This is a genomic window from Mesorhizobium kowhaii, assembly GCF_003253745.1.
Lineage (GTDB): Bacteria > Pseudomonadota > Alphaproteobacteria > Rhizobiales > Rhizobiaceae > Mesorhizobium > Mesorhizobium kowhaii.
The window spans coordinates 1-22,290 of record NZ_MZXV01000076.1; the positions used below are offsets into that span (position 1 = coordinate 1).

Annotated in this window: 21 protein-coding genes and 1 pseudogene; 4 read left to right on the forward strand and 18 right to left on the reverse strand. The window is 59.5% G+C overall.

Going from position 1 to position 22,290, the window contains the following annotated elements:
- A pseudogene (locus B5V02_RS33500) lies at positions 1-111 on the forward strand (IS630 family transposase); the annotation flags it as partial.
- Between the two features lie 385 nt (positions 112-496).
- On the opposite strand, the gene B5V02_RS33505 reads toward B5V02_RS33500, so the two are convergent.
- The 11 genes from B5V02_RS33505 to B5V02_RS33555 all read right to left on the reverse strand — a co-directional run bounded on the left by B5V02_RS33505 (position 497) and on the right by B5V02_RS33555 (position 11,433).
- A complete protein-coding gene (locus B5V02_RS33505; protein ID WP_111548261.1) occupies positions 497-1,762 on the reverse strand; it encodes a patatin-like phospholipase family protein in 1,266 nt (421 codons plus the stop codon).
- Positions 1,763-1,773: 11 nt separating this feature from the next.
- Complete coding sequence (locus tag B5V02_RS33510) at positions 1,774-2,214, reverse strand: hypothetical protein (protein ID WP_208647177.1); 441 nt, start codon at positions 2,212-2,214, stop codon at positions 1,774-1,776.
- Positions 2,215-2,349: 135 nt separating this feature from the next.
- Positions 2,350-3,039 (reverse strand): urease accessory protein, encoded by a 690-nt coding sequence (locus tag B5V02_RS33515; protein WP_245446351.1) that lies wholly within the window; start codon positions 3,037-3,039, stop codon positions 2,350-2,352.
- A gap of 13 nt (positions 3,040-3,052) precedes the next feature.
- A complete protein-coding gene (locus tag B5V02_RS33520) occupies positions 3,053-4,468 on the reverse strand; it encodes a dihydrolipoyl dehydrogenase family protein (protein WP_111548262.1) in 1,416 nt (471 codons plus the stop codon).
- The gene (locus tag B5V02_RS33525; protein WP_245446352.1) at positions 4,465-5,571 is read right to left on the reverse strand and encodes a tetratricopeptide repeat protein; all 1,107 of its coding nucleotides are present in this window, start codon (positions 5,569-5,571) and stop codon (positions 4,465-4,467) included. Before B5V02_RS33525 ends, B5V02_RS33520 begins: the two co-directional genes overlap by 4 nt.
- On the reverse strand, positions 5,568-6,359 hold the full coding sequence (locus B5V02_RS33530) for an SDR family NAD(P)-dependent oxidoreductase (protein ID WP_245446353.1): 792 nt from the start codon (positions 6,357-6,359) through the stop codon (positions 5,568-5,570). The genes B5V02_RS33525 and B5V02_RS33530 overlap by 4 nt, the downstream gene beginning before the upstream one ends.
- 107 nt (positions 6,360-6,466) lie before the next feature.
- Complete coding sequence (locus B5V02_RS33535; protein ID WP_111548263.1) at positions 6,467-7,090, reverse strand: malonic semialdehyde reductase; 624 nt, start codon at positions 7,088-7,090, stop codon at positions 6,467-6,469.
- A gap of 95 nt (positions 7,091-7,185) precedes the next feature.
- A complete protein-coding gene (locus B5V02_RS33540; RefSeq protein ID WP_111548264.1) occupies positions 7,186-7,986 on the reverse strand; it encodes an acetoacetate decarboxylase in 801 nt (266 codons plus the stop codon).
- A gap of 2 nt (positions 7,987-7,988) precedes the next feature.
- The gene (locus tag B5V02_RS33545; protein ID WP_111548265.1) at positions 7,989-9,110 is read right to left on the reverse strand and encodes a DUF4331 family protein; all 1,122 of its coding nucleotides are present in this window, start codon (positions 9,108-9,110) and stop codon (positions 7,989-7,991) included.
- 80 nt (positions 9,111-9,190) lie between these two features.
- Complete coding sequence (locus tag B5V02_RS33550) at positions 9,191-10,609, reverse strand: Dyp-type peroxidase (RefSeq protein WP_245446354.1); 1,419 nt, start codon at positions 10,607-10,609, stop codon at positions 9,191-9,193.
- Between the two features lie 89 nt (positions 10,610-10,698).
- Positions 10,699-11,433, reverse strand: coding sequence for a hypothetical protein (locus B5V02_RS33555; protein ID WP_111548266.1), 735 nt, complete (start codon positions 11,431-11,433; stop codon positions 10,699-10,701).
- Between the two features lie 504 nt (positions 11,434-11,937).
- Between B5V02_RS33555 and B5V02_RS33560 the strand changes: the two genes are divergently transcribed.
- Positions 11,938-13,296 carry an NAD(P)/FAD-dependent oxidoreductase gene (locus B5V02_RS33560; RefSeq protein ID WP_111548267.1) on the forward strand — a complete coding sequence of 453 codons (1,359 nt, stop codon included), beginning with the start codon at positions 11,938-11,940 and terminating at the stop codon, positions 13,294-13,296.
- A gap of 128 nt (positions 13,297-13,424) precedes the next feature.
- Here the strand turns inward: B5V02_RS33560 and B5V02_RS33565 are convergent, their stop codons facing one another.
- From B5V02_RS33565 to B5V02_RS33595, 7 genes are all read right to left on the reverse strand, one after another.
- Positions 13,425-14,402, reverse strand: coding sequence for a LysR family transcriptional regulator (locus B5V02_RS33565; RefSeq protein ID WP_111548268.1), 978 nt, complete (start codon positions 14,400-14,402; stop codon positions 13,425-13,427).
- Positions 14,403-14,514: 112 nt separating this feature from the next.
- On the reverse strand, positions 14,515-14,907 hold the full coding sequence (cyoD, locus tag B5V02_RS33570; RefSeq protein WP_111548269.1) for a cytochrome o ubiquinol oxidase subunit IV: 393 nt from the start codon (positions 14,905-14,907) through the stop codon (positions 14,515-14,517).
- Complete coding sequence (locus tag B5V02_RS33575) at positions 14,904-15,539, reverse strand: cytochrome (ubi)quinol oxidase subunit III (protein WP_111548270.1); 636 nt, start codon at positions 15,537-15,539, stop codon at positions 14,904-14,906. Before B5V02_RS33575 ends, cyoD begins: the two co-directional genes overlap by 4 nt.
- Positions 15,536-17,551 (reverse strand): cytochrome o ubiquinol oxidase subunit I, encoded by a 2,016-nt coding sequence (gene cyoB, locus B5V02_RS33580; RefSeq protein ID WP_245446355.1) that lies wholly within the window; start codon positions 17,549-17,551, stop codon positions 15,536-15,538. Before cyoB ends, B5V02_RS33575 begins: the two co-directional genes overlap by 4 nt.
- Positions 17,518-18,390 carry a ubiquinol oxidase subunit II gene (gene cyoA, locus B5V02_RS33585; RefSeq protein ID WP_111548271.1) on the reverse strand — a complete coding sequence of 291 codons (873 nt, stop codon included), beginning with the start codon at positions 18,388-18,390 and terminating at the stop codon, positions 17,518-17,520. Before cyoA ends, cyoB begins: the two co-directional genes overlap by 34 nt.
- A gap of 145 nt (positions 18,391-18,535) precedes the next feature.
- Entirely contained in the window at positions 18,536-19,078 is a 543-nt protein-coding gene (locus tag B5V02_RS33590) for a Pycsar system effector family protein (protein WP_111548272.1), read from the reverse strand.
- Positions 19,079-19,293: 215 nt separating this feature from the next.
- Complete coding sequence (locus tag B5V02_RS33595) at positions 19,294-19,509, reverse strand: hypothetical protein (RefSeq protein ID WP_111548273.1); 216 nt, start codon at positions 19,507-19,509, stop codon at positions 19,294-19,296.
- A 729-nt stretch (positions 19,510-20,238) separates the two neighbouring features.
- Here B5V02_RS33595 and B5V02_RS33600 point away from each other — a divergent pair.
- Positions 20,239-21,741: a PAS domain-containing sensor histidine kinase gene (locus B5V02_RS33600; RefSeq protein WP_146606205.1), complete on the forward strand. Its 1,503-nt coding sequence runs from the start codon at positions 20,239-20,241 to the stop codon at positions 21,739-21,741.
- Positions 21,742-21,829: 88 nt separating this feature from the next.
- Positions 21,830-22,213 carry a response regulator transcription factor gene (locus B5V02_RS33605; RefSeq protein WP_111548275.1) on the forward strand — a complete coding sequence of 128 codons (384 nt, stop codon included), beginning with the start codon at positions 21,830-21,832 and terminating at the stop codon, positions 22,211-22,213.
- Positions 22,214-22,290: the final 77 nt, after the last annotated feature.

A 22,290-nucleotide genomic window follows, 5' to 3' on the forward strand; every position in this document is an offset into this window, starting at 1 on the left:
GCCGAGAGAACCATCAAGGCTTTGTGGGACGCCGTCGGTCCGCTTCTCGACCTCTTCACGCCAGCCGAATGCGTAAACTACTTTAAGGCCGCAGGATATGAACCGGATTAAACAGGACGTGCTCTAGGGCCACGCCAGGATCAACTTTCGTGGACGCCGATTCCGTCATGGAAGTAGGGTCGCGCGACAAGCAATCAAAGGCCGCGTAGCGCGAACCCGGAGTTCTGGAGAACCGAACGCGCAGGGCGGTCAGAAGTGAACATCAATGGGGCTTGTTGCGGTCAAAACATGTGCACGAGTGTTCGGACTCGTACCCGACTATGCATGCTGAACTAACGGAGACGCGGGTCAAGGGTTTTAGAGCTTGGCGCTCTGTGCCGCTATACTTCCATAACTGAACCGCCGCCTTTGTGCATGTCAAGGCGATGTTCTTGCCGCAGGGTCGAGCTTGGGGGTCCAAGCGCTCCCGCGCGATGCCTTGGTCGTTAACATCGGCTCAATTCGAAAATCCGGGTGGCGTCTTTTTCCACGGCACGCCAGCATGGCCCATTTCGTAGCCCTTTTCGTACAGCGCACGCATGTACTTGTTGTCGAATGGGCTTTTTGCTTCGACGGTGAAGTCAGCGGGGATGTCTATGACATTGTAGTCGATGCCGTCACGCTTTGCGGTCGCGTACAGCCGGTAGAGATCGCCAATTCCTTGTGTTTTGATCAGCGAAGAAACGGCCTTTTCTGCGATATCAGGCAGTGTTGCCTTAACGATGCTTGGTTCCGGCATGGTTCTGCCGTTGCGGATGATATAAAGTCGCGCCTTCATCCGAGTATGGAAGGTTCGATCGAGTTCGCGCAGTCTCAGCCCTGCGGGCATCAGGAACACCTCATTGCTGGTGCCACCGTCGACATGCATTTCGTGATAGGTCCTACCTGCCGCCGTCACTTCCAGTTGGACCGGGGGAAAAATGCCGGGGACAGAGGTGGAAGCGAGGATAACTTGCTTAAAAAGCTTCAATCGATCCGGCCGGCTGCTCGCTGCGATGGCCCCCATGTCCCAGATTACCGCTCGATCGGCATCAAGGTTGGTTGTTCCGATGAAGAGCCGCCGCCCCTTACCTGACTCCCGGGCGATCTGATCGAGCATAGTATACGTGATATGTTGGTCGAGCATCCTTGCAAGGGGCGCGTTGCTTGTGAACGATGAACTCGACACAAGACCCAGGAGGCTATGCTTGGTATAGATGTCGCTATCGCCAATTGTGGTAAAGCCCAGCTTCAATTCATCGTCGTAGGCCGGCCCGAGGAATGCGAATGGCGCGATCAAAGCGCCGGTACTGATACCCGTGACAATGTCGAAATTGGGCCTGGTTCCGGCCTTGGCCCATCCGGCGAGAATTCCGGCTCCGAAAGCGCCACTGCTGCCACCGCCGGAAAGGGTCAGCGCGTTGAGCTCTCGCAGTTTTATGGATGGGTCTGTCTTAGACGCCTTTATCCGCTGATCTCGAAAGAGGATGAGACGATCGGCCGGGAAACTTGCATAAGAGTCGCCCCAAACGCGTATGTTGCCGGGGTAGCCACTTACCTCGGCGTTCGACACGTACTGTGCAGGTACGCCGTCGCGAGGGTAAGCTGCGATGCAGGCTGTAAGTTGGCTGGCGCCCAGGGCAAGGACCACGGTCTTTAGCAGGGTCTTCCATAGCCCAGAGGTTCGCATCGAGCTGCAGATGCCAGTCAGGCCGATACAGTGCTTGAATAACCTCGTCACCATAATCCTTCATCCTACCGCAATTGGGTGAGCTCCTGCCGGCAAGACTCCGCAAAGCTGTTCAGGATGTCATGGCCGGCGACCTGCGACTTGAGGGTTTCCAGATCAGACGGAGGCGTCTCGTAGGTTTTGACGATACTTGCCAGTACAGCCTCAGCAGCCTCGATCGTGGTTGGCTTGGCAAAGAGGCGGAGCTTGTTGATGGTGGCGTACATCGGAACCAGCTTGGCTGGGTCGTCCAAGTCTTCCTGGACGACCCCGTCAGCATAGGCCTTCGATGCCTGATCAATGAATTCAGCGAACAGCCGCTCGCGGCGGGACCCTTCCTTGTCGAGCCGCTGCATGTGATCTTGATGATTTTGCGTGAGCCAAGTGGTGGCGAATGATGCCATAGCACCAATGGCGGAGCCCGAGAGCGCGGATACGGCCGAGATGGTTGCTGGGTCCATCGTCATGGGATTGTTCTTGAAGTTTCCGGTCGGACAACGGCTCGGTGGAGATGATCCTGGCCAAACCGAAGCTTTCTCTCACGGCTGCCTGAACAAGACGTCGGCCGACGCGCACAGCGAAAACGTTTGAGTTCAGCCTGGTCAAACATTTGCATGGACAAGAACTGTGTAGATCGTCGTCGCGCCGATTCCGATCGTGAGGAGGCCAACGGCTGCTTGCAGACCATGGTTCATTCCGGTGAGCAGACGCGCCGACGCCATGAGCGGCACCGCAATGACGCTCGACAATGCACCCATCCCGATCATCGAGCCCAGGCCGAACAGCATAATGTAGACCACGCCCTGAAGCGGGTCCGCGACCTGGGACACCGCAAGCACCAGCAGTGCTGCCGACCCGGCCATCCCGTGCATCAGTCCCACGGTCAGCGAACGCCAACGAAATCCATGCTCGGGAGGACGCTCCGCGTTCCTATTTGGAACCCAGTCGCCGACGTGAAAATGGCGGACATCATGACTGTGAGGGAGGCGGATGCGGTCGCGCCGTAGCTGCCACAACACGTGGGATCCAAGGCCAACAAGCATGAGCCCAACCGCTGCTTCGAGGTGTCCCGCAAGTGCAGCCGGGATGGTCCGACCCAGTATAATCGCGGCGCCAGCGAATGAAAAAAGTGTCAACGTATGCCCCAGTCCCCAGGTCAGGCCGTGCTGAACAATATCGGCCATTCTGGTTCGGCCGGCAGCAATACTGGACACCGCTGCTATGTGGTCTGCCTCGAGCGCGTGCCGCATTCCCATAAGAAAGCCCAGGCCCAGTATCGGCATGGAGATCATCGGACACCTCATTTCAGTATCGGGAAGCCGCGTCGCCTGCCCAGCCCACCTGCAGGTCGAGTTGACGGCCCGCAGCTGCAGCCGCGTAGGCAAGATTTCCGGTATAGGTTGGAAACGCGAGTGGAACTCGAGCTAAATCATCCACCCGCATCTCAGCAGAGATCGCTATTGCCGCGACTTGAGCAATCTCCACTGCCCGTTCGCCAACAACGTGGCAGCCTAATATCTTCGCGGTTGGGCGATCCACAATAAGCTTGCAGAATCCAACTTTACGCCCGTCGATAATCGTGCGGATTGTGGAGTCAAAATGTATTATCGAGATCACGATATCATGCGTCTCACGGGCCTTCGCTTCCGTCAGGCCGGCGCTCGCATACTCCGGATCCGTAAATCCGGCGCTCGTATTTACGCCTTCCTCGAGCCGCGTAGTGGGGCCCAGTATCGCGTTCGAAGCAGCTAGGAAACCCTGCTGTACGGCATGCGGAACCAGCATTAGTTGACCAGTCACATCGCCGGCGGCGAAGATATTGGAGGCCGAGGTTCTCAGGTAGGGATCTACCTTCACGAACCCTCGGTGATCGCTCAGGACGCCCGCTGCAGAGAGGTTCAGCTTAGCGGTATCGGCTACCCAACCGGTCGCCATCACAATCAGCGCAGCCTCGGCGCAATCGCGTTTGCCGTCCTTCCGGAAATTCATCCGTACTCCAGTCGATGCTTTCTCGAAGGATTCGATGTCGCCGAAATTCTCACGCACGATCATACCTGCCTCGCGGAAGGCGGCTGTGACCGCTGATGCTACCTCCGCATCTTCCGTTGAGAGGATGCGAGGTCCTCTCTCGAAGAGGTGGACCTGCGAACCGAATGCTTTGAAAATTGAGGCGACCTGCACAGCGGTAGCCCCGCCGCCGACCACGAGCATCGATGGCGGAACTTCGGTCAAAGCCAAGGCGCTGCTGTGGGTGCTCGTCAGCTCGAACCCTGGTGTTGGATCTCTCCGACCGACACCTCCTGTACATATGATGATCTTTTCAGCATGGAGCCTCAGCCCACGTTCCGTGATGATGGTGTGAGGGTCGGCGAAGCTCGCATTGCCGGCCTCCTCGTAAACCGTGACCCCGGCGGAATCGATCTGCTCGCGCAAGGCGGAGTGCGCAACTACATCGCCAAGGACCTCGCGCACGCGCGCCAGCAGCCGGGAGTAATCCAGCAGCGGCTCTCCCACAGCGATGCCATATTGATCCAACTGTCGGGCCTCGCGGGACAGCCGCGCCGCATAGGCCAGGGTCCGTACTGGAACTGGCCCATCATTGGCGGCCATCCCACCAAATGCAGAGCTGGTGACCAGCACAGTCCGCGCGCCGAGATCCGCGGCGCGCAACGCGGCAATCGCTCCAGCCGGTCCAGCGCCGACCACGACGACGTCTGTCACCTTGTCGCTCCGTGAGAATGCCAGTCTTGCGCCGAGGCGGATGGCTTTTCGGCATGGTATCGGAGATGCTCATACGGCCTCTCCTGAACCCCCGAAACCTGTTGCGCATTGCGCAATGCCTTGGCCAAAAGCCTGCGCGAACGGGGTGTGTCGCGGATTTTCCGATTGGCCAATGCCAGCTCAACCGCACGCTGCGGTCGGTTGCCGATCCCCATGAAGAAGGCTGCCGCGTGATCGGCGTAGGCGTCTGGCCGTCGTGCCAGCAGCAGTTCGTACGCTGTAGCGGCACGTTCCGCTTCGGTCGCAGCTTTGCTGTCCCCAAACGCGGCCAGGGTCTCCGCATAAATCGCGCGATACTCTGGGTCGTCGGAGGTTTCGAGCAACGGCAGGACGAGCTTCATCGCGAGGTCCACCTGTCCGCGCGCGAGCGCCACTTCGGCGCGATGTCCTCGTCCCGGAACATGCGCGGGCAAGATCGCGTCAAGTTCGACGAAGATCGATTCCGCTCGGTCCAGGTCACCGTGGCGCATCGCGCCTACGCCCCATTCGAACAGCAGTTGGCCGCAGGGGAGCGGCGACACGCCGTCGTCAGCTTCGATCCCGGCTGCATACGTGACCTCTGCGTCCGTCCATCGATTCATCTCCGCAAGCAGCGACGCCAGCGCGCCAAGCGTGTGAATGCCAGGATTGTCATCCGCCAGTCTTTCGCGCATGACCAGCGCGTTTTCGTATCGTCCGGTCGCCTGCAGCAGCGCCGCCTTTTCGCCATCAATCTCGTTTCGCGGATATCCGGCCGCGAGCGCTTGATAGAGACGCTCGCTTGCTTCCTCGAACCGATGGAAACGGCTCGCGAGCTGTGCGCGAATGTAGAGCGTACTGGCAGCGTCGGACGACCGGGCAATCGCCTCGGTGGCGACGAACTCCGCCCGGTCATGGTCTGCGATACGACCAAGTACGTCGCCGCGCACGAACAGCAACTTCGACAGCGCAACCGACCTGTCAAAGGTAGCACCCTCGGCACGACCGAGCTCCAGGCTGACGATCGATGCCGAGAGGTTGGCGAGAGCGATTTTGCCGCTCGTGTAACGACCAGGGTCGATCATGATGCTTTTTTCAAACCGGTCAGCAAGGCCGGATAGCCGCGGGTCAAGGAGCCACCGTCGATCGCGATTGTGTCCCCGTTGATCGATCGGGCATGGTCCGACGCGAGAAATACCGCGGCTGCGGCAATCTCTTCCGCGGCAACCGGACGCTTCATCGGGACAATGCCGAGAAAGAGTTCGCGCATTTCGGGATCTTCCAGTTCCTTCCGCGTCAACGGTGTCTCAACCAGGCCCGGCGCGATGCCAACGACACGGATGCCGCGACCGCCTAGTTCGAGCGCACCGCAACGCGTGATCATGTCGACGCCGGCCTTTGCCGCACAGTAGGCTACCTGCCCCTCGCCGGGCTGCCGTCCGTTCACCGACGAGATATTGATGATGACACCGGAACGTCCCTGCTCGAGCATTTGCCTGGCGGCGTGCTTCACCCCATAAAAGACGCCGCCGAGAGTCACGGCCTGGACTGATTTCCACTTGTCGCCAGTGAGCTCCGTGAGTGGCGCAATGGCGCCAAAGCCGGCGCAGTTAACCACGATGTCCAGCCCCCCGAATGCCTCGCGAGCCGCGCGCATCGCGCCTTCAACCTGGCTCTCGTCTGACACGTCGATGACGCGCCCGATCGCTCGATCGCCGAGCTCGCGAGCTGCTTCATCGACTGCTTTCGCATTCAGATCGCAGAGCAGCACGCTCGCGCCGGTTTCGATAAACGCTTTCGCGATGGCCTTGCCGATGCCTGATGCTGCGCCAGTCACGACGGCGCTCTTGCCTTGTAACAAATCCATGTTCATTTCTCCTGTAAGGTCGGTGGAGGGATCTCCACGCGCAGTCGGTTTTCTAGATTGGAAGGAGGCCGCCGCGTCGCGATCAGCTACGCCAAGCTCGTCGGCCGCAACCGTCAAAGTATTGTAGCCATCTCCTCGAACGAGAGGCGCGGGCTGCGCGGGTACAGCTTGGCGTCTTCGCCGTAGCCGATGTTGATAATGACGTTGGCTTTGATCTTGCCGTCAGGGAAGAACTCCTGCTCGACCTTGGGCGAGTCAAAGCCGCTCATCGGTCCGGCGTCCAGACCAACGGCGCGCAAGGCGAGAATGAAGTACGCGACCTGAAGTGTGCCATTCTGAGCGGCGCTACGCGCGGCGAAGTCCGGATCGCCGGCAAACCAGCTCCCCGCATCGGCGTGTGGGAGCAGGAACGGCAGGTGCTTATAGAATTCGACGTCATGGCCCATGATCGCCACGACCGGAGCAGCCATGGTCTTTTCGACATTGCCGGCCATGAGCGCCGGACGCAGCCGTTCCTTGGCTTGATCGGAGCGCAGGAAGAGCGCGCGCAAAGACTGCTGGTTCACTGCGGTCGGACCCATCTTGGCGAGGTCAAGCGCCTGACGGAGCAGCCTGTCAGGAACAGGAAGGTCGCGGAAATGATTGTGGGTCCGGGCTTCGGTGAAGAGCTGAGCCAAGGCAGCGGTGCCGAGCGGCTCGCCGCGACCGAGGCTCGTGCGATCGACAAAGACGGTCATTCGGGTTCCTTGTTGCGGTTGGAGCATTTGTGAGGAGTGAGCCGCCGCGTCCGCGGCACGCGTGTACTGCGCGACGAGCGCTGTCTCAGCGCGTTCTAGCGCCCGGCTTCAAGGTAATCATGCACGACCTGACCGTCGCTCAGCGTCATGTCCCAGAGATGCTGTCGGCCCTCGAGCACGCGCACGACAGGAAGCGCTGCAACCGGGCAGCCGACGTGCGGAACCATGAACAGCTCCGCAGGGCCTCCCCAGGCGCTCCTCAATCGGACATTGTAGATACCGACCCGGACGAGCTGGGCGACCTTCGGCGTGTGGTTGTCGACGTCGGGAAGCAGCTTGAGCACGAGCTGGGTGGTCTGCAGCTCCTGCTCTATCTCGGCTAAACGGTCTGACAGGTCGACCGCGCGATACGGCATCGTAGCAAGCGCGACCTGTACGCCGCCATAAGTGAGGGTGCCCGTCAGCACCTCGCGCACCGTCTTCAGCTCGGGCTCGCCGTGCCGCTTGGGGAAGCCGAGGACCTCCCGGCCAGCGAGCGTCGGCGATTCGCTGTCGAGGAATGCCTGGAAGACGTAGATGGCCGGGTTGCCCTCGAAGGTGCACGCCACCGAATGGCCGACCTCGGTGTACGGCCCGAATCCGCTGACCTCGCTCATGCGCCTCCATTCTATGGTGACGCGGTTGCCGTCGGCAGGTTGGAGAGGTGGTGGAAGAACCGCACGCACGGCCTCCGCAGTACTCTCGTATGTGACGACGAGTTGGTGCATGTCCTTGTAGTGCCAGGGGCCGCGCGGATAGGCGGGCCTCAGTGTCGGCATCACCGGATATTGCAGGAACTTGTTGGTCTCAGATGCAGCGCCCGCCACGACGGCGTTCTTGCTTGTAAAGGATTGCATGTTCAACTCCTCAGAAATTCTGGTAGAGGGAGGTCGGCTCGCCGGTTAGGCTCGCGCACGTACGGAAAAATCCGGCTGGCAGGCTTGGTGGGAGCATCGACGCCGTCGCCCAAGCGCTCGCCCTGCCCGCCATTCACCGTTAGCGTCAGCAGCTCGTCGAGAATGTCGTCGTCGAGCCATCGACCGCCGGCCGTCATGTGGGAGCGGTTGGCGAGCAGAGCGCGCTCGATCTCGAGGAAACCGCCTGGCGCAAATGGGCGCGAAAGATCCAGAACCAGGAAATCGTCGATGAGCAGATCGCGTAACGGGTGTGGCTTGTCTGGTCCCGCGGACCACGCCGTGTGGCCATCAAGACCATCCCAGAAGGCTAGGTTCGTGTCGAGACGTGATTCGTAAAGCGGGCGATACACATTGGAGAGCGCGAAGGCGTCTTCGCGATTGTAGAGATCGCGAAGCTCGATGTCCTTCGTGCGTGGATCACGAGCCGAGTTCGCGATGATGACGTTCTTGATCTCCGGCCGGCCGAGGCGTTCGAGGCGGATCGGATTGCCGCGGCGCGTTACCACAGTTTCCGAGATGGCCGCGATCAGTTCGACGCCGCCGAATAGTTCGACGATTGGAGCGGACGGGACCTCTACGACAATCGACAAGACATCGCGAAGCTCGACGGTGTTTACCGCCGTATTGAGCGATAATTTGCCCGAAATATCCGTTCGGAGCGTAGCCTCGACATCCATGAAGAACGGGTCGCTGATTAGTCCTGCGAAGAACCGCATCCTGTCCAGTTGGAACGGTTTCCCGACGACAAAGCTCGCCTCGCGACCATCGGAGGTGGCGATCTGCCCTTTCTGAACCGTCGTCCCTTCCGGCGCATCACCGAAACGGATGTCGATCGTATGTTCTGCAGGTTCCTGTGTGAGGCTTCCGCCCGATCGTCTCAGGGGGCGCACGCGAAACCGGTGGGTGATGACATTGCTGAACAAAGACTGCGATGTCGCCATTGGAAACACATTCATGATCAGGACGAGGTTTCCTGGTCGTTCGGGACTCGGAAATGCGTAGAAATCGGTGATGTCCACCGAGGGATCGCCCATCACGGCCGGGCCGCTGAAATGGTCTGACATCGTGCTTAACTCCGTTGAATGGCTTCAGAAATTTTGTTCAGCTAGCCGACGGACGCCGTCCGCCACGGCCTGCACTCAGATCAGAACTTCTCCTCGATGAGCCCTTCGAGCGCTTTCAGCCCAGGCACGAACAGATATTCGCCCCCCTTTACCGTGACGAACGTCGGAAGATCGAACAGGAACGGCCGCTTGGCGCCTGGCACCATCATCTGCGAGCCTTCGCCGCCGATGCCATTGATCGGGTCCTGCTCGTTCGGATCGAGGCCGATGAACTCGCCCCCTTTCATCCATTCCTGTTGGACAAACTCGAACTGCCTCTCGATGTCAGCCTGGATGAATAGATTCACGAGGCCCCGATCGACGCCGTCATCTTCCAGCGCTCCGTCTGGCAGATGCGGACCGTATTCGACTCCGCGCCGGATCAGCCGGTGCCGCCGGACAGCAGTCGCGCGCTTCAATGGCGTCGCGCGCGGGTTTGTGCGCCTCAAGTGCGCGCCGAGCGGACATCGCAGGCCGTCGTCGTCCCCCTCGTAGGTGAAGTTATTGCGCCGCATGGGGTCGGACGCGATCGCAGAATCGTCCTTATCGGGCGAAAGGTCTATCGGACAGCCGCTGCGCCAACGACCCATCATCTTTGCGGCAACCAGTTCTTGATGGCCTGGATCGTCGGAACCGTAGAGCGACTTGGCTGCGGTATGCAGATAGTTGCGAAAAGCAGCTACATCCTGATGGAGCTTGCGGAAGACCATGTAGGTCCCATTGACACGCAACTCGAACGGCTCCGGCGCCCCCGTGCCGCCAGGCCCCGCCTCATCCTCGTAGCCCAGCAGGAACTCGCCCGGCTTCAACGAGCGCCACTTTCCATCAGCTTCCGGTACACCGTCGCCGGGGTAACAAGGCGTATCCGCACCCTCGATGGGAGGCTGGGAAATTGGGTCGGCAAAACCGAAATGCTCGCCCTCTGACCCGATCCCGTTAGCATGAGCGAGTGCCATCGTATCCTGTACAAAGCGGATCTCGATCCCGCCCATCGCTTCCATCTCGGCCGCAAGGACCTGCATCGCGACTTCACGACTCTCGTCTGAATCGGTCCGAATCCACGCCATCGCGTGAATGTCCGGTCCGCCGAGGCCGCCCTCCCAATGCTCCGGCGCGTGGGGGCCGACGTCGCCTACGACATCGGCCCGGCCAGCGGCGCCGGTGCGGAAAGCGGGCGGGAAGCTGTCAAGCGACCGCTGGGACAGGCCGAGCGCCTTCAGCCCTTCGAAAGTGAAGCCGACGTTGACTGTGAAGCGAGTTCCGTGCTCGCCCGACAGGGCGTTCACGCGCGCCATCATGACTCGCAGCCATTCACGCGCCTTCGCGCCATCCTCGAATTTGAGGAAGATGTGACGCCCATATCGCATCAGGATGGGGGCGATGACATTGTCCTGAATGTCGCCGATATTTGCTGTAAGCTTGGCTGCGCTCAGGGCTTGGGAAGCAGCTGCAATGCTCATTTGATTTGCTATCCTCTGTCGTGATCGAGGGACGCTGCCGGCGTGGCTCGACCTTGGGGGTCGACCAACGCCGGTGAAATGATGCGGCCCTACGCGGCCTTCTTCACGCCCAACCGCTCGGGCACGTCGGTGAACTGCTGCTCATTCGCGACATCGGCGTCGATGTCGGCGCCGCTCGGCACGAATGGGTAAGGCTTGGCCAACTCGGCGAAGAACGCGTTGACCTTGTCCTCAAGGTTGCCGTCGCCGGCGGAGACCGCGCGCTGGAACTTCTGCGTCTTCTGGTACCAGTCGGCCATTTTCTGGATCTGGCCCAGGTTGAGGCTCGGAAGGGCGTCGTAACAGACCAGAGTCTTGATCTGCCCGCGCGCGACGTACTGCACGATGTCGCGCGCCGTCGCATTTGGGCCCGTCGGGCAGCCGATGCAGGTGCCCCAGATCTTCTCGAGATTCGTCTTCCCGTTGAGCACGAAGTCGTCGAAGTACTTCTCCAGGCTGCTGTCGAACTGCGAGACGAAGTAGAGGGTGGGGCCGAACTCGGTGCTGGTGCCGACGAACCAGCGCGCCGTCCGGATCAGGCCAAGGTGTGTCGTCGCCTCCGAGAACGTCTTTCCAGGCCCTCCCCAGAATGGGGCCTCGCGGCTCAGCGCATTCGCAAGCCCTACGAGATCGGCATCGGGCTTCAGGGGCCACATTCCCAGGAATTCGTGGATCTCCTCGCCGTTGGCGCCTCTCATGATGGAGCCGGGGTGACGCAGGTCCCAAGAGGCGGGGCTTGTGCTTGGTCCGGACTGGACTGTTGAAGTGTCGTGCTTGTCGGTCATTGGGAAAACCTCGTTTCAGTGAACTGGGGATCGATGCTGCGCGCTTGGGGCTGATAGGTGCTTGCCCCGCCGAAGCACTTTCTCCTGGTGTTCGCTCCGAAGAATTGGTGCCGATGCCAGGTCGTCGATCCATGTTGACCAAGTAGGCTGGGCAGATCTGAATTGAAAGTATGCTTTGACGAACCCTGGGTTCTTGCGAATCGAACACCAGTAGGGAGTCGGGAATTGGATTAGATCGATATGTCTTTGGGGGGCTTACTACCCATTTTTTCGCAACTACACAAATTCGTGATGAGACCAGACGAAGAGAAATTTTCAACGCTTGTCAACGCTACAGAGAGGCCGTGCTTTTGAAGCCAAAACTAAGAACGTCTCTATTACGAACATAGTGTTCGTCATACTAGAACATCCAAACCATGGACAATGTGCTTAGATGTCGGGCAAACACCTTGGCGTCCGATGATGCGGTGACGCTTATCTCGAAAAACTGCAGGGACATAAAAGATGCCACAGCAAGCAAAAGCCGACCACCGCACTGCTCAAACCACGCAGCGTTCGCTGAAGCCAGGCTCGCCTGAAAAGGCGCCCAATATTGTCATCGTGGGCGGTGGTGTTGCCGGGCTGGCGCTGGCCACCCGACTGGGTGATACGCTGGGCCGCCGCGGCAGAGCGCGAGTCACCCTGATCGACCGCAGTTGGTTCCACGTCTGGAAGCCAATGCTCCACACCTTTGCCGCTGGCACCTGGAACATCTACCAGCAGCAGGTGCATTATCTCGCGCATGCGCGTGTACATCACTTCGAATATGTGCCTGGACAGGTGGACGCGATCGACCGCACGGCTCGCCACATTCGCCTGGCGCCACTGTCCGCGGGCACGGAGATACTCGCCCAGGGCCGCGATGTGGACTATGATGTGCTCGTTCTCGCCTTCGGAAGCCGCGCGAACGACTTTGACACGCCCGGCGTGGCCGAACACTGCCAGTTCATAGACAGCCAGGACCAGGCTGAAAACTTCAATACCCGGCTTCGCGCGCAGGTGGTCCGCAGCTTGGCGGAGCGCGGTCAGATCGACATCGGTATCGTCGGCGGCGGCGCCACTGGCGTGGAGTTGGCTGCGGAACTCAGCAGGATGGTCGAGTTAGCGTCCAGCTACGGCGGCGCCGACATTCGCCACCGGCTTCGCGTGACCCTGCTGGAATCCGGACCGCGCATCCTCGGCGCATTTCCGGAGAAGGTTTCCACCTCAGTCATATCGGAATTGCGAAATCTGGGCGTGGACGTGCGCACCGGCGTGAAGGTCGTGAGTGCCAGTCCGGGAGGTTATCTGCTCGAGGGGGGCCAAAGTGTCCCTGCCGCGCTGAAGGTCTGGGCAGCAGGTATCCGTGCCTCCAGCAACTTCGACCAGAGCGGGTTGGAACTGAACCGGGCCGGCCAGATCGTCGTGGGCCCTGACCTGATGGCCAGGGGCGACCAGTGCATCTTCGCATTGGGAGACTGCGCGACATTTTTACCGGAGGGCGGAGAGCGACCGCTGCCCGCAAGTGCACAAGTGGCCAGTCAGCAAGCGATGCATCTGATCCGCCATTTGCCGGCCTTCCTAAAAAAAGGCACGCCGGTGCCGCCATTCAGGTTCCAAGATTTCGGCGCATTGGTAGCGCTCAGCCAATATAATGCCTTCGGCACATTGGGCCGCTTCGGATTTTTCAAGGGCGGCTTCATCAAGGGTCGGTTCGCACAGCTCAGTCACGCTGTGCTCTATCGGCGCCACCAGCTCTCGCTTCACGGGCCTTTCCGCGCGGCCTTGCTGTGGGTGGCCGAGCGGATCAACGCACTGGTGCAGCCCCGTATCCGAATGAGCTGATGACCTTCGGCTGCGCATCTGCGGGTACGAATTAATCAGCTAACGTCCGCAGCGCTAAAGCTGGTCTGAAGACTCTGCATGAACAACGGCATCTCACCAGCAGCGGTTCGACCTGCGCCTGCTTTAGCCTAAGCCGCGAACGACGTCAGATCTGTGGCTGGGTTGCTTCTGGGATCGTCTGCCTCGTTCACATGCCGGTGCCAGGGCAGCGGTGCGCCGAAAGCGGCAACGAGGTGGTCGATGAATCCTCGCACCTTGGGCGAGACATGGCGGGTATACGGATAAACGGCTGAAATCGTGTCGGCTCGAGCTGTAATGTGGGGCATAGCAGAGATCAGACTTCCCTCCCGAAGAGGTCCGGCAGCCAGAAATTCAGGCAACAGAACCAGCCCCAATCCAGCGACCGCCATGTCTTTGATTGCCTCGAAATTGTTGGCCACAATTCGGCTGCGCATCAGGACGGGTATCGGTCGTCCGCGGTCGCTTTCACTCTCGAACTGCCAGAGGTCGCTGGCGCGAACGTGCGCGTAGTCGATGCAGGTGTGCTGCGCCAGTTCGGCGATGCTTTTGGGCAGGCCGAAATTTCTCGAATATTCGGGGCTGCAGCACACCATTCGTGCACACTCGCAGAGCTTGCGAGCCTTGAGGCTCGACTCGTTCAAAGTTCCAATGCGTATGCCAAGATCATAGCTGCCCTGGGTCAGGCTCACAGGCCTGTCCTCGTAGTCCACCGCTATTTCCAGATCCGGATGGCGCCTCGCAAACTCAGCAATGATCGGTCCGAGAAACTTGGTCCCGAACGACACCGGAACGACCATCTTGAGCCGGCCACTCAAGCCTTCAGTCCGGTCGGATACGCCTTCAGTCACTTCGGTCATCGCCTGGACCAGCGGAACAATCTGCTCATACAAAGAGTACGCAAGTTCGTTGGGCTTGATGCAGCCTGCGGATCGACGAAACAGTTCCACGCGCAGCGCCGCTTCAAGATCACTGATGCGCTTGCTTACTACCGATTTTGACGTGTTCAGACGGGTCGCTGCGGAAGTTACGCTTCCGGCCTCGACCACATTTATGAACGTCAGAATGTCCTCGAAACGCCACTTCATGGTTCGCTCTTGCCTTTGGAGTCTGCTGTTCTAGGCGTGCGGCTCACGCGATGATTAGGAAAGCAGCACTACTTCCTGTTCCACCTGTCCCTCTCCACAGGTGACGTCCTATTCAGTGCTGCATGTGCAAATCCATTAACTCAGCCGGCAGAACCATATTCTGATTCAGGTCGGTCATGATCCAAAGCGAGCCCGCGACGACCAAGATTACAATCAGAATGCCAAACGCGAGTGCGAGCACGTTGTTTGTGTCGTCAGGACCTGTCGTAATATGCAGGAAGAATACAAGATGAATTCCCATCTGGGCGATGGCCAATACCGATAATCCCAGCGGCACGCCTGTCGACCAGAGTATCGAAGTGTTGGCGACCCAGAATGACGTCGCCGTAAGTACGACAGCTAGAAATAACCCGGTCAAATAAATGATCAGGGTAGAGCGTGTTGAATGCGCCCCCGAAGCCTCTTCCGCGTCTCCGGGCGCATGATCATGTCGCGTGATGGTCATTGGTTCACCCCAATCAGATAAACGACCGTGAATAGCCAAACCCAGACGATGTCGAGCGCGTGCCAGAATAGGGCGAAACAGAGGAGCCGACGCTCCACGGCCGCGCTAAACCGCCTGACTTTGACCTGCACCATCATCACCAAGAGCCAGATCAGCCCGACAGCGACGTGCAGCCCGTGGCAGCCGACAAGGGCGAAGAAGGCCGAGAGAAATGCGCTGCGTTGTGGCGCTGCGCCGATTGCAATCATGTGAGCGAACTCACGAAGTTCGAGGGCGAGGAACACCCCGCCAAGCGCGAACGTGAGCAGAGCATACAGGTAGGTCGTGCCAAATCGTCGCGAACCGATGGCCAAAGACATCAGCCCGCAAGTGAAACTCGAGGCGAGCAGGCAGGCGGTCTCGATCGCAACGCCCACCTGATCGAAGAGCTGGGCGCCACTGGGACCGCCAGCGGTCGCGCGTGAGAGTGTCGAGTAGGCCGCAAAGAGGGCCGAGAACATGACGATGTCGCTGAGGAGAAAGATCCAGAAGCCGTAGGTGACGACGATCCGCTTGGAAGCGTGACTGGCCCCGGTTGCAGGGGCAGCGGTATGGTCTTGGACATGGCCATCGAGGGCAACAGTGATGTTCATGCCACCACCTCCGCATGTTGCATTTCTTCGAACCTGGCGATCTCCTCGACGGAAATTTCGATCTCTTCCTTTTCGCGGAAGGCGAAGGCTAGTGTGGTCAGGAAAATTCCTAGGGCCCCCAGCGCTGCCATCCACCAGATGTGCCAGATCATTGCAAACCCAACCACGACAGCAAGGAATGCGGTGACGAAGCCGATAGCGCTGTTCTTCGGCATCTCGATCAGCTCGTAGCCGCTCGACTGCGCCGCCGGCGCGTGTTCAATGTGCGCTTCCTTCTTTTGCTGCCAGAAGGCGTCAATGTCTGTAACCACCGGGAGCGTCGCGAAATTCCACGCCGGCGGCGGCGAGGCGGCGACCCATTCAAGTGTGCGACCATTCCATGGATCCGCCGTCACCTTAAGCGTCTCGCGGGCCCGGATCGAGACGACGAGTTGAATGATCTGGCAGACGATCCCTGCCAGAATGACCACGGCTCCGGCCGCAGCTGCCACAAGCCAGGGTTGCCAGCTGACGACGTCATAATGCTGCATGCGTCGGGTCATGCCCATCAGGCCCAGCGCATAGAGCGGCATGAAGGCGAGATAGAATCCGATGAGCCAGCACCAGAACGAGGCCACGCCCCAGCGCTCGTCAAGTTTGAAACCGAACGCCTTGGGGAACCAGTAATTGTAACCCGCCATCACGCCGAACACGACGCCGCCGATAATGACGTTGTGAAAGTGGGCGACCAGGAAGAGGCTGTTGTGCAGCTGGAAGTCGGCTGGAGGTACAGCCATCAACACACCCGTCATGCCGCCGATGACGAAGGTCACCATAAATCCCACCGACCAAAGGATCGGCACCTCAAAGCGGACGCGTCCGCCATACATGGTGAACAGCCAGTTGAAGACCTTCACGCCTGTCGGCACGGCGATGATCATCGTCATGACACCGAAGAAGCCGTTGACGTTGGCGCTGGCACCCATCGTGAAGAAGTGGTGCAGCCAAACGACGAACGACAACACGCATATCACCAGCGTTGCGGCGACCATGGAGCGATAGCCGAACAGCGCCTTGCCGGAAAAGGTTGAGACGACCTCCGAAAATACACCGAACGCAGGCAGGATCAGGATGTAAACTTCGGGATGGCCCCAAACCCAGAACAGGTTGACGTACATCATCGCGTTGCCCTGTCCATCGATCGTAAAGAAATGAAAGTCGAGATAACGATCGAGAAGCAGCATCGCGAAAGTAGCGGTCAGGACGGGGAACGCCGCGACTATGAGCAGGTTCGATGCAAGCGCCGTCCAGCAAAACACCGGCATCCGCATGTAGCTCATTCCCGGAGCCCGCGTTTTCAGGATCGTGGTGACGAAATTGACGCCCGTCATCAACGTTCCCACACCCGAGATCTGCAATGCCCAAAGATAGTAGTCGACGCCGACACCGGGAGAGAATTGCAACTCGCTGAGTGGCGGATAGGCGACCCAACCGGTCTTTGCAAACTCACCGACGACCAAGGAGATGTTCGTCAGCAGTATACCCGATGCCGTCAATCCCAGACCGATCGAGTTCAGGGTCGGAAAAGCCATGTCTCGGACGCCGAGTTGCAGCGGCACGACGAAATTCATCAGCCCAATCACGAAAGGCATCGCCACGAAAAAGATCATGATGGTGCCGTGCGCGGAGAATATCTGGTCGAAGTGCTCGGGCGGCAGATATCCTTGCGCATCTCCTGCCGCGACAGCCTGCTGTGCGCGCATCATCAACGCATCCGCAAACCCCCGCAGCAGCATGATAAGCGCCAGGATGACGTACATGATGCCTATCCGCTTGTGGTCAACCGAGGTGAGCCACTCACCCCACAGATACGACCAGTGGCCTTTCAAGGTGATCCAGCCAAGGATGGACGCGATGACCAAAACCATCACGAAAGAGACGCCCATGACGATCGGCTGATCCAAGGGAATCGCGTCCCAGCTCAGCTTGCCAAGTAAGCTCATCTTTCCGCCCTCATCGATGTCCGGGTGCATATATCTTCATGCTGTTGTTCGGCGGCTAAGATGCTGCCGAATAGACCGGGCGTGACTGCGCGGTACGTGACTGGCGCGATCCCTGCGCTCGGTTTTGACAGATGTGCGTAGGTGCTCGCATCGAGCGAAGAACCCTTGCTGCGCGCCGTCTCGACCCAATGGGCGAAGTTTCCCGCTTCAACGGCATCAACGTCGAAATGCATGTCCGCAAAGCCGTCACCGCTGAATTGCGCCGACATCCCGCGGTAAGTTCCCGCATGGTCGGCCTGCAATTGAAGGCGGGTCAGCATTCCCGACATCGTGTAGATCTGGCCGCCGAGCTGGGGCACGAAGAAACTGTTCATAACGCCCGCCGAGGTCAGCTCGAAACTGACGGGCCTGCCAACGGGAATCGTCAAGTGATTGACGCTCGCGATGCCTTCGTCCGGATAGATGAAAAGCCATTTCCAATCGAGCGAGACGACCTGAACTGTGACGGGCTTCACATTGGAGGGAAGCGCCTTGCGCGGATCGAGCTCGTGCGCGCCAAGCCAGGCAACGCCGCCAACCAGAAGCACAGTCATGAGCGGGATTGACCAAACAAGCACCTCGAGACGGTCCGAATGGTTGAAATCCGGCAGGTAACGGGCGCGCGAATTCGACGCGCGATACCAGAAGCCGACGGCTAGAATGGCGACAATCGTCGGGATCACGATCGCCAGCATGATGCCCAGCGAGTTGAAAAGAATTTGCCGTTCGCCGGCGGCAACCGGGCCTTGCGGATCGAGGATACCTTGCGCGCGGGCAGCGAGCGGCGCAGCGGCCAAAAAGACAGTCAGTAATAATGGCGTATGGCGCATTTACTCAGTCCACCAGATGCAGGTCATCATTAATTCGAACTCCGGCCAAACTTGAAGTATATTCTGTGATAATAACTTCGACATTTGCCAAGATATATCAATTCACCATTCCGATCTGTGGTGAGAAACGATAAATTGTTGCGCTCTATGCGATTCTCATACTTAGCAAGAGCTGCTCGCAACTGAGTGCAATGAAAGCGACCACAGCCATCATCAAGCCGCGATGGAAGCGCGTCTGCTTGATGGTTCTGGCGCGCGAGGTCATCAGCAATTCGGCGGCAAGCACCGACGTCCAATCGGACTTCAACGCCTGGCGGACCAGATCACGCACATTGGCAAAGGACCGGGGATCCACATAGTAAATCGGCGGGACTGCCGAAGCACCGGACATCTTGCTTTTCAGTTCCTTCTCCACCCGCCGTCGGCTCGGATAGAGGACCTGGCCAAACTGCACGATCGGCATGATGACTATGCCCCAGACTCCCGCATAGAACAGCGGCCCGATCGGCGGATGTGTCGGCAGGAGATCGCCAAAATGCAGCGCCAGATTGACGGCGAGGATGTAGCCGACGCCGACGATCTGCGCCTTCGTATCGTAGGAGCGCGCCACTGAATGCGCCTCTTGCAGAGCGGTGAGAAGCATGTTGTCGACGTACTCGCGCGTGACCTCCCCGGGTCCAGAAAACATCGTGGCTTCCGATTCAAGAAAGCGGTCAGGAGAGTTGGGGGACGACTTCAACATGGCTGTTCACACTGCGGGGGCAGGAGCAACCCGCATCCCGCTGAAACTCGCCCCTCGAGAGATGATGGTGCTGCACATGCTATCTCCAGGTCGCCGAGCGCCGAGGGCTAACATCGTGATCTCCATCAGTTCGAGCCATCCAATCCGGCTCAATCGCCAAGTCATTTTGACCATTTGGTCAACACGAGAATTATGGATGCAAAAGCCGTGGTGAAGACTGGGTTCGGCCTGGCAGCCAGGTGAACGCAGAGCAACCAAAGGCCCTTCGGCGAGTTGGGGATGAACGCTGGCCGTCGTGCTGCCTTGCGCTCTTGTTCGGCCTTCCATTGGCGCAGATTGACCAGCTGTTCGCGCCGCGGATCTTTTGCGTAGTTCATCTTCCCATCCTTCCAGCGAGCCCAAAACGCATGGCGTTTGAGCCCAATCGTTGATGTCCAAACTTCGTCTGGCGTCGTGGCTCCGGCTCTAGATCATGCCAAGCGCGAGGCCGGCACCAAGCGCGACGCAAGGAGCACCCGCCCCGCGCAGCAGCCCAAAAACATTCCGGCTGCAGTCCATGCAGAATGTTTGTAGATATAGGCGCTCCAGCATGTAACTATCTCCGTCCTTCGGCTTGAAATACTATGGATCGCCGAGGCTTCATGCCATTGTCACGTTGGTCAACTGCCCTAACGAAAAACGAAAGAGCGCATCACGCGACCATTCGGGAGCGCGGCCGACGTTATACTTCTGTATACCGAGACTAACCGGCCACTTCGTGCGAGAGGCGGCGCCGTCAGCCCAAGCCGGCCGCTATCGGAGTGACAAAAATCGGATTTCGCCTGCATAATTTTGCAGGAGGCGCGACAGACCTTCATCGCCAGGCGCGCCGACCACGCTAGGTTGCGCGCGATTGCGACCTGCCGCACCTGTGATCCACTTCATCTGGGCATGCTCGGAAACGCCCCGGCGGCAGCGCAGCCGCAGCCTAGGCTGGGTTCTCAAAAAAGTGGGTGGCGCTGCCCGGGACAGGATCGAGCTTCCCTGCTGCGCACAATCGCAGTCACGTAGACTTGGTATGCCGCTGCAGTGTAAAATGACTTGAAACAGTGCCCTGGAGCGGATCCTTGAAGCTCGAAACTGCGCCATACGCGGCTGCGGCGTCACGAGGGAACCGTTCCGCTGTGCTCCTTCCCATCGCGACTGCCGCGATGGCAGCCGGGACCTTTATCGTCGATACGGTCGACCCAAATGATATCTCCTTCCCGCTGGTTTACATCGTGGTCGTGCTCTTGGCCGCGCGCTTTTGCTATGGAAGGGAGCTTGTGCTCGTCGCCGCCGGGTGCGTCGCACTTCTCGTTTTGAGTTATCTGATCTCGCCTCCGATCGGGCCGATAGAAGATGCCTTGCTACGTATGTCTATCAGGAGCACTGTGATCGCAGTGACGGCATATCTCGTCCTGCAGAGTCAATCGGCACAAGCGGGCGAGCGCGAGAAGGCCGCCCTTCTCGACCTGACGCAGGACACGATTTTCGTCCGCAACATGGACGACGTCATTTCCTATTGGAACCGCGGCGCCGCGGAATTGTACGGATGGAGCGCGGAAGAAGCCGTCGGGCGGATTACGCACGACCTGTTGAAGACGCGCTTTCCCGCACCGCTCACCGCGATAAATGCGGAATTGCACTCCCTCGGCCGCTGGGACGGCGAACTGGTCTATACCAAGCGCGATGGCTCAGAGGTGGTGGTGGCGAGCAGATGGGCATTGCAGCGCGACCGGCAAGGCAACCCGGCCAGTGTGTTGGAGACCAACAACGACATCACCGAGCGCAAGCGGGCGGAGGATGCCCTACAACTCGCACAAGCCGAACTCGCGCATGTTGCGCGCATGAGCACGTTGGGCGAACTTGCCGCTTCGATCGCCCACGAGATCAATCAGCCGCTCGCCGCCATCGTGAATGGCGCCGGTGCCGGGCTGCGCTGGTTGGACAGGCAGCCGCCGGACCTCGATGAGGCGCGGCAAATGCTTGCCCGCATTCTGAAGGACGGCAACCGCGCGGCCGAAGTGATCGGTCGAATCCGCGCTTTGGTTCGCAAGTCTCCGGTCAAGATGGATCGGCTCTCCTTTAACGACATCGTGCTCGATGTAATCGCGCTGGCACGCAGCGATATCGAACGAAATCGAGTCGTGCTCCGCACCCGGCTCGCCGACGATTTGCCACCCATCCAGGGGGACCGGGTCCAGCTGCAACAGGCGCTCCTCAACCTTGTTGTCAACGCGATTGAGGCGATGCACGATCATGAGCCGCGAGAGCTGGTGATCACTTCCGGAAACGAGGAGGCGCAGAACGTCGTCGTGTCGGTGCGCGATTCAGGCCCGGGGCTCGATCCGGAGACTGTCAACCGCATCTTCCAGTCCTTCTTCACGACCAAGGCGGACGGGATGGGCATGGGGCTGTCGATTTGCCGATCCATCGTGGAAGCACATGGGGGGCAGCTCTCGGCTCGCGCAAACGAACCGCGCGGCGCCCGCTTCGAAGTCGCGCTTCCCCGAGAGCAGGCGCAGACCAGGCACGCCGCCGAAGCGAGCCAGGCAGCCGCGCTGACTATACCTTCGTATAATTCGTAGCGCCTTTTGATCAGCTAAGGATCTCAGTAGATTAGAAACGTGCACGGCAGTGCGCGTGGCGATTGGCGCGAGATTGAGAGTTTCGAGATTGAAGCGAGAGGCAGTCATTGCGGTCGTCGATGACGACGAGTCGGTTCGAGAAACCACCAAGGGTCTGATTAGATCGGTGGGATTTTCCGCCGAGGCGTTTGGCTCTGCGGAGGATTTTCTAGCCTCTGACCATCTTGGCCGTACTGACTGCCTGATTGCAGATGTCAACATGCCCGGCATGAGCGGGCTCGATCTGCATGAACGTCTCGCGGGGGCCGGCAGGGTTATTCCGACCATTCTGATCACCGCCTACCCCAATGAAAGGATTCGGATGCGCGCGCTAAACGCCGGAGTGCGCTGCTACTTGCTTAAGCCCTTTGCCGAAGGCGATCTGCTCGGCTGTCTTCGTGCGGCCCTCGGCAACGGTATCTCCAGCCGTTAAGACTCCGCTCCGCGATATTCCTTTCCGCTCTCGACGTGCAGCTCCTCAAAGACAAGTCGGATAACGGCCCACTACCG

What these genes read in the sequence shown, in the direction of transcription:
- B5V02_RS33505 (WP_111548261.1), bottom strand. Translation starts at nt 1,762, where the DNA reads ATGGTGACGAGGTTATTCAAGCACTGTATCGGCCTGACTGGCATCTGC.
- B5V02_RS33535 (WP_111548263.1), bottom strand. Translation starts at nt 7,090, where the DNA reads ATGACCGTCTTTGTCGATCGCACGAGCCTCGGTCGCGGCGAGCCGCTC.
- B5V02_RS33540 (WP_111548264.1), bottom strand. Translation starts at nt 7,986, where the DNA reads ATGCAATCCTTTACAAGCAAGAACGCCGTCGTGGCGGGCGCTGCATCT.
- B5V02_RS33555 (WP_111548266.1), bottom strand. Translation starts at nt 11,433, where the DNA reads ATGACCGACAAGCACGACACTTCAACAGTCCAGTCCGGACCAAGCACA.
- B5V02_RS33560 (WP_111548267.1), top strand. Translation starts at nt 11,938, where the DNA reads ATGCCACAGCAAGCAAAAGCCGACCACCGCACTGCTCAAACCACGCAG.
- cyoB (WP_245446355.1), bottom strand. Translation starts at nt 17,551, where the DNA reads ATGCACCCGGACATCGATGAGGGCGGAAAGATGAGCTTACTTGGCAAG.
- B5V02_RS33550 (WP_245446354.1), bottom strand. Translation starts at nt 10,609, where the DNA reads ATGAGCATTGCAGCTGCTTCCCAAGCCCTGAGCGCAGCCAAGCTTACA.
- B5V02_RS33590 (WP_111548272.1), bottom strand. Translation starts at nt 19,078, where the DNA reads ATGTTTTCTGGACCCGGGGAGGTCACGCGCGAGTACGTCGACAACATG.
- B5V02_RS33515 (WP_245446351.1), bottom strand. Translation starts at nt 3,039, where the DNA reads ATGATCTCCATGCCGATACTGGGCCTGGGCTTTCTTATGGGAATGCGG.
- B5V02_RS33510 (WP_208647177.1), bottom strand. Translation starts at nt 2,214, where the DNA reads ATGACGATGGACCCAGCAACCATCTCGGCCGTATCCGCGCTCTCGGGC.
- B5V02_RS33530 (WP_245446353.1), bottom strand. Translation starts at nt 6,359, where the DNA reads ATGAACATGGATTTGTTACAAGGCAAGAGCGCCGTCGTGACTGGCGCA.
- B5V02_RS33525 (WP_245446352.1), bottom strand. Translation starts at nt 5,571, where the DNA reads ATGATCGACCCTGGTCGTTACACGAGCGGCAAAATCGCTCTCGCCAAC.
- B5V02_RS33575 (WP_111548270.1), bottom strand. Translation starts at nt 15,539, where the DNA reads ATGAACATCACTGTTGCCCTCGATGGCCATGTCCAAGACCATACCGCT.
- cyoD (WP_111548269.1), bottom strand. Translation starts at nt 14,907, where the DNA reads ATGACCATCACGCGACATGATCATGCGCCCGGAGACGCGGAAGAGGCT.
- cyoA (WP_111548271.1), bottom strand. Translation starts at nt 18,390, where the DNA reads ATGCGCCATACGCCATTATTACTGACTGTCTTTTTGGCCGCTGCGCCG.
- B5V02_RS33565 (WP_111548268.1), bottom strand. Translation starts at nt 14,402, where the DNA reads ATGAAGTGGCGTTTCGAGGACATTCTGACGTTCATAAATGTGGTCGAG.
- B5V02_RS33545 (WP_111548265.1), bottom strand. Translation starts at nt 9,110, where the DNA reads ATGTCAGACCATTTCAGCGGCCCGGCCGTGATGGGCGATCCCTCGGTG.
- B5V02_RS33595 (WP_111548273.1), bottom strand. Translation starts at nt 19,509, where the DNA reads ATGAACTACGCAAAAGATCCGCGGCGCGAACAGCTGGTCAATCTGCGC.